The 5364-nt window shown below is 43.8% G+C and carries 5 protein-coding genes and 1 pseudogene; 4 read left to right on the top strand and 2 right to left on the bottom strand.

Annotation, left to right across the window (positions count from 1 at the left end; translation table 11 throughout):
- The 3 genes and pseudogenes from ACI35L_RS16325 to ACI35L_RS16315 form a co-directional block, all read left to right on the top strand.
- Positions 1–130, top strand: a pseudogene (locus tag ACI35L_RS16325) (rhodanese-related sulfurtransferase); the annotation flags it as partial.
- 541 nt (positions 131–671) lie between these two features.
- Positions 672–1736 (top strand): YkvI family membrane protein, encoded by a 1065-nt coding sequence (locus tag ACI35L_RS16320; RefSeq protein WP_439803324.1) that lies wholly within the window; start codon positions 672–674, stop codon positions 1734–1736.
- A gap of 198 nt (positions 1737–1934) precedes the next feature.
- Positions 1935–3026: a YkvI family membrane protein gene (locus tag ACI35L_RS16315; protein ID WP_439803323.1), complete on the top strand. Its 1092-nt coding sequence runs from the start codon at positions 1935–1937 to the stop codon at positions 3024–3026.
- Here the strand turns inward: ACI35L_RS16315 and ACI35L_RS16310 are convergent, their stop codons facing one another.
- Complete coding sequence (locus ACI35L_RS16310) at positions 3027–3806, bottom strand: polysaccharide deacetylase family protein (protein WP_439803322.1); 780 nt, start codon at positions 3804–3806, stop codon at positions 3027–3029.
- Between the two features lie 149 nt (positions 3807–3955).
- Here ACI35L_RS16310 and rarD point away from each other — a divergent pair, with 149 nt between their 5' ends.
- On the top strand, positions 3956–4882 hold the full coding sequence (gene rarD, locus ACI35L_RS16305; RefSeq protein ID WP_049670445.1) for an EamA family transporter RarD: 927 nt from the start codon (positions 3956–3958) through the stop codon (positions 4880–4882).
- A 106-nt stretch (positions 4883–4988) separates the two neighbouring features.
- Here the strand turns inward: rarD and ACI35L_RS16300 are convergent, their stop codons facing one another.
- Complete coding sequence (locus ACI35L_RS16300; protein ID WP_049670444.1) at positions 4989–5192, bottom strand: hypothetical protein; 204 nt, start codon at positions 5190–5192, stop codon at positions 4989–4991.
- Positions 5193–5364: the final 172 nt, after the last annotated feature.

Raw genomic sequence — 5364 nt, 5'->3', positions numbered from 1 at the left:
TAAATATATGCGCAGCTGCAGCCACGAATGCCGCACACATCCACGCAACCGCTATATTGTCGAGCATGGATTAACGGATGAGGAAGTAAAGGAACGCCTAGCTAAGCTTGAAACATCATCTGTCAGCTGAACAGCATGATTCTAAAGAAGCAGGAATGTTGGAAACAACGTTTCTGCTTCTTTCTTTTTATCTATTGACTCCTCGTGATTCCCACAAAATCAAAACAGCGTAATTAAGGGTATTTTTGCAGAGAAATACCTTGAAAAGTTCGATTTCCTTAAAAAATACTTTAGCTTGTCTATTTCTGTTATTCCAGCATGAAACAGCCTTCTTTTTTAATGAGGATTTCCCCGTTTTCTTGGTTTAAGGGCGATTTCCACTCGTTTAAGGGCGAAAGAGTTCAGTTTATGGGCGAAACTCCCATGGTAAGGGCGATAGTCAGGACTTATGGCCGAACTCTCCTCTTCTTCCCTGTTAGATCTCCTTTATGTCTGCATCAATCATGCTTCCTTTCATACCATATTTCACGAAAACATACATTCCACTCCTTTTGGGTCAAAAAGGATTATTTTCTATTATTTAGGGGTATTTGCAAAAAGGGAGGATTTCTCGCATGGGTATTTGGTCGTGGAATCTCTCAAATATTCAACAACAATTGATAGGAGGCTACATGAAGAACAGTATTAAAATTGCCAGTGCCTTCATCGGGATTATTATCGGTGCAGGCTTCGCATCTGGGCAAGAAATTCTGCAGTATTTCACAAGCTTTGGCATGATGGGAACAATCGGTGCTGCCCTTTCCATCGTATTATTCGGTTATTTAGGAATGGTCTTAACGAAGATTGGCAGCAGGCTTGACACTGATTCCCATAAGGAAGTTATTTATAAGATCAGCGGACGATTTTTAGGATTTGTGATTGATGCCATCCTCGTCTTTATCCTTTTCGGTATTGGGGTTGTAATGATTTCCGGATCAGGCTCTATTTTTGCACAGCAATTTGGGCTGCCATCCTATGTCGGGATCATTCTTATGACCGTTCTCGTATTGATTTCCATCCTCTCCAACGTGGATCGAGTCGTGAAAATCATCGCCTCCATTACCCCTTTTCTCATCTTAGGGGTCGTGTTCCTGTTTGTTTACAGTGTGGCTACGAAGGATTATTCCTTCATGGAGCTGGACGCTATTGCGAGGGAGCAGCCTTCTGCTACTGGTCATTGGTTCACTTCCGTCATCAATTATGTTTCACTCGCCATCACGATGGGCGCCTCCATGACACTCGTGATGGGAGGAGATGAATCTAAGGAGCGGATTGCTTCATTTGGAGGGATGCTCGGCGGTGTCGGTGTCGGTATCTTGATTGTGATTCACCACTTGGCCATTCTCTCCAAGGTGGATGTGGTCGGTGATTATGATATGCCGTCACTTGGATTGGCCAATCTTATATCGCCTATTTTCGGTATCATCTACTCCATCATTTTGTTCGGGATGATTTTCAATTCAGCCGTCAGTATGTTCTTCTCTTTTGGAACCCGCTTCTTTACACCGAAAACAAAGAAGTTTAATTGGTTTGTCATCGGCGCCTTGATAATTGCCTTTGGTGCCAGCTTCTTCGGCTTCAAACAATTGGTCTCCTTCTTCTACCCGTTATTCGGCTATATGGGACTGCTTTTAATAACCGTCCTGATTATCGCATTCATCAAGATGAAACCATTAAAAGAAGTGGAAAAGAAATAAGAACCGCGGGACATGGAAAACCATGTCCCTCCCCCTTCCTAATTTCGCTTAACCCTTTTTGCTTTCAATTTCCATAAAATTACTTTACCCTATAGATAAGCCTTTCCCTATATTCAGCAGTTCTGAATTATGCTAGTATAGTAATATTAATAATCTGAAATCTCCGTGATTTCAGGCAAAAAAAGAGGTATCTTACATATGAAAAAAAGCATCTATTTAGCTGGAGCTTTTGTCGGGGTCATTGTTGGCGCCGGATTTGGCTCCGGGCAGGAAATCCTGCAGTTCTTCACTAACTTCGGGATGTACAGCATTCCTGCGATTCTATTATCTACTGTCCTGTTCGCATTTATCGGTATGCAGGTTGCCCAGCTGAGCAGCCATCTGCAAGCCACATCTCATAAAGAAATTATTACGGTCCTTTGCGGCCGCGTTCTTGGAAATGCGCTTGATATCGTGTTATCGTTCTTCTTATTTGGCGTTGGCGTCATCATGATTGCCGGGGCGGGCTCCATTGTTGAGCAGCAATTCGGCATCCCTGCATTTATCGGTGCCTTAGGAATGACCATCATCGCTGTATTGACGATGCTGTTGAAGATTGAACGGATCATCGGGATTATCAGCTCCATTACTCCATTCCTGCTGATCATTGTCATTGTCATTGTCGCATATGCCCTCATGAAGAATGGTATTAATCCAGATGAGGTAAATCATTATGCAGACGTCACGAAGGCTTCCGCCTCCAACTGGATGATGAGCGGACTCCTGTATGTATCCTTTAATGTTGCCGTTGGTTTCTCAATGCTCTCTGTCATCGGCGGAACCTTCAAGGATAAGAAGCAAGCTGGTGTCGGGGGCATTATCGGAGGCATCCTTCTTGGAGTGCTGCTCCTTCTTATCAATGCAGGAATGATGACCAACTTTGCCGTCACTCAAAAGATGGACATGCCGACCCTTTATTTGGCTAACAACATCTCCCCGATTGTCGGGCACCTGTTATCCATCATTCTATTGGCCATGATCTATAATACATGTGTCGGCATGTTTTATTCCTTTACTGTCCGCTTTGTACCGCAAGGACGCTATTTCGGTATCTCCGTAAGTGCAGTCGGTCTCATCGGGTTTGCACTCAGCTTTGCCGGGTTTACAACATTAGTGAATACAGTCTATCCAATTATGGGCTATGTCGGCTTCGTGCTGCTCGCATCGGTTACATGGTCATGGATCCGCTCCACTCACCATGCCCCGCTGCCGATTGGCTCCATACCAGTTCACCCGCAGAAACTGGATTAATCATCTATACGATTTAGAAGGCGCTGGGAAAATCTCGGTGCCTTCTTTCTTTTTCCCTTCGACTAAATCAGCGAATTCATCCATCGACATGGAGCCTGTCACATACAGCCTTGGCAATTCAGCGTTTTCTTCTTTCTTTCCACCAAGCATATAATACTCTGGTGTAGTCGTCAGGCCGAACTCATACACTTTCCTTGTCTCACGAATCACTCGCTCATTAAAACTGCCAAACGGATAAGAAAGAGCAACCACCGGCTTGCTCGTAATTTGCTCAATGGTTTCCTTCGAGCCCTTTAATTCATCCTCCAGATTCTCTGTCTTCGTCAAATCTGGATGGGTCGCTGTGTGGGATTGAACTGATATGAGATTAGAGGAAGCGAGCCTTTTCAAGTCGTTTTCCGATAACCGGTTCTTGCGTCCGATAAAATCCGATATAACAAAGAAGGTCCCTTTTGGCAGAAAATCGTTTGTTTGCAGCTTTTGAAAAACAGCAAATGCCTGCAGATTATTTTTGTATCCATCATCAAAGGTGAGGAAGATTGGCTTCTCGACTTTATCCAATTTCCCCCAATCCTCGAAGGTAAGCGGGGTAAATCCATGCTCACGCAAATACAGGACCTGTTTTTCAAAAACATCCGGTGCGACATATAATTCTTGGTCTCCATGCCCTTTATATTCAGCGATGGAATGATAAACGAGAATGGGAATCTTCTCTGCAGCCTGTGCATTCAACGGCATAAATATCGTCAGTAAGATAAGAAGTCCACAGATTCTTTTCAAAGGTACGTCCTCCATTTTTTGCTTTTAGCATACGCAAAATGACTCATACTAAACAAGCGCATTCATAAGACTGTAAAGTTTCCTAATTCAGGAAACAGGAGTATAATGAGTTCAACTTAATACGAGAACTTACAGAAAGAAGCGTGCTTATGGAGAGAGAAAAGAAGATTGGAATATGGATTGGTGCAGGCTCCTATTTCATTTGGGGAATCCTGCCGATGTATTGGAAGCTTGCCGGGGAGATCGATGCTGTGGAGATATTGGCGCATCGTATGATTTGGTCCTTTGTATTCATGGTCGTACTGATTGCCATCTTTGGCAGGTGGAAAAGTGTCATGACCGAGCTCCGTCAGATTACTCGGCAGCCGAGAACTCTTTTGGCCATGACAGCGGCCACTTTGCTCATATCTATCAACTGGTTCCTGTTCATTTTTTCGGTTAACGGCAATCATATTTTATCCGCCAGTCTTGGCTATTACATAAATCCGCTCGTCAATATTGTGTTTGCGATGCTGCTGTTGAAGGAACGGCTGCGCTCAGGTGAGATGGTTGCAGTTGTCATTGCAGCAATCGGGGTAGTCCTTTTATCCATCAGTCAAGGGGCTGTCCCATGGGCGGCTATCAGCCTGGCGATTACGTTCAGTTTATACGGGCTGATCAAGAAGAAGGTCTCTGTGAGCACATGGACAGGATTGACCATTGAAACCTTAATCATCTCCCCGTTCGCACTCATTTATTTGCTCTTTTTTGCCGAACATGCTTTCATGGGCTACGGGTCGGGCTTGAATGCGGTAGCGATTGGGGGCGGACTTGTTACGGTCGTACCGCTTCTTCTCTTTTCTTCAGCCGCCAAACAAATCAGCTATGTAATGCTCGGATTCCTGCAATATTTAGCGCCGACTCTTATGCTGATTGTCGCCGTTTCCATTTACGGAGAGACATTGACCGCTTTTGAATGGGGATCCTTCCTAAGCATTTGGATTGCCCTTATCATTTACACAACGAGCAATATCCTATATGCCAAAAGACAGAAGAAAATCACTCAATATGAGATCAAGGCTCATCATTCCCTATAAATAAACAGCGGCGGACAGTGCATTCTGTCCGCCGCCTTTATGCGAAAAAATAAATAAGCATCCGTGAGCAGATGCTTTTCTCGAATGGTGCCCGATTCAGGGAGGCTTAATGGATTCGTGTAATAAATAATTTCAGAAGACCTGGTATGCTCAAACGTACCCAGATTCTCCCTGCGATGAATCCGCACAGCTTCAAACGCTGAATCATTCGCACGCTAAACAATTCTCTCAAGGCAGCTTGTATGTCAAATGCCTTGGTTGTGCCTTCGTTTCCTTTCACTACATCATTTTTCTTGTTTGTTGTATCCATTTTTCACCTATCACTCCACCTGGATGACCAGGAATTTTTATCTGCTAAAACATTATATCACAATATCACCTTACCTCTCTCTTGTCTATTAAAATTGTTAGATTGAAAGGGAGAAAAAAGAAAACTCTCCAAAAGCAGGATAGTAATTGCTTTTGAAGAGTTCCAAATTGTC

Source organism: Pradoshia sp. (genome assembly GCF_051873915.1).
Classification (GTDB): Bacteria; Bacillota; Bacilli; order Bacillales; family Pradoshiaceae; genus Pradoshia.
The sequence above is the reverse complement of the archived record's forward strand: the minus strand, read 5'-3'. Positions and strand labels throughout refer to the sequence as shown.

Bases quoted from the DNA above. Each gene is read 5' to 3' on its own strand.
- ACI35L_RS16300 (WP_049670444.1), bottom strand. From the start codon at position 5,192: ATGGATACAACAAACAAGAAAAATGATGTAGTGAAAGGAAACGAAGGC.
- rarD (WP_049670445.1), top strand. From the start codon at position 3,956: ATGGAGAGAGAAAAGAAGATTGGAATATGGATTGGTGCAGGCTCCTAT.
- ACI35L_RS16315 (WP_439803323.1), top strand. From the start codon at position 1,935: ATGAAAAAAAGCATCTATTTAGCTGGAGCTTTTGTCGGGGTCATTGTT.
- ACI35L_RS16320 (WP_439803324.1), top strand. From the start codon at position 672: ATGAAGAACAGTATTAAAATTGCCAGTGCCTTCATCGGGATTATTATC.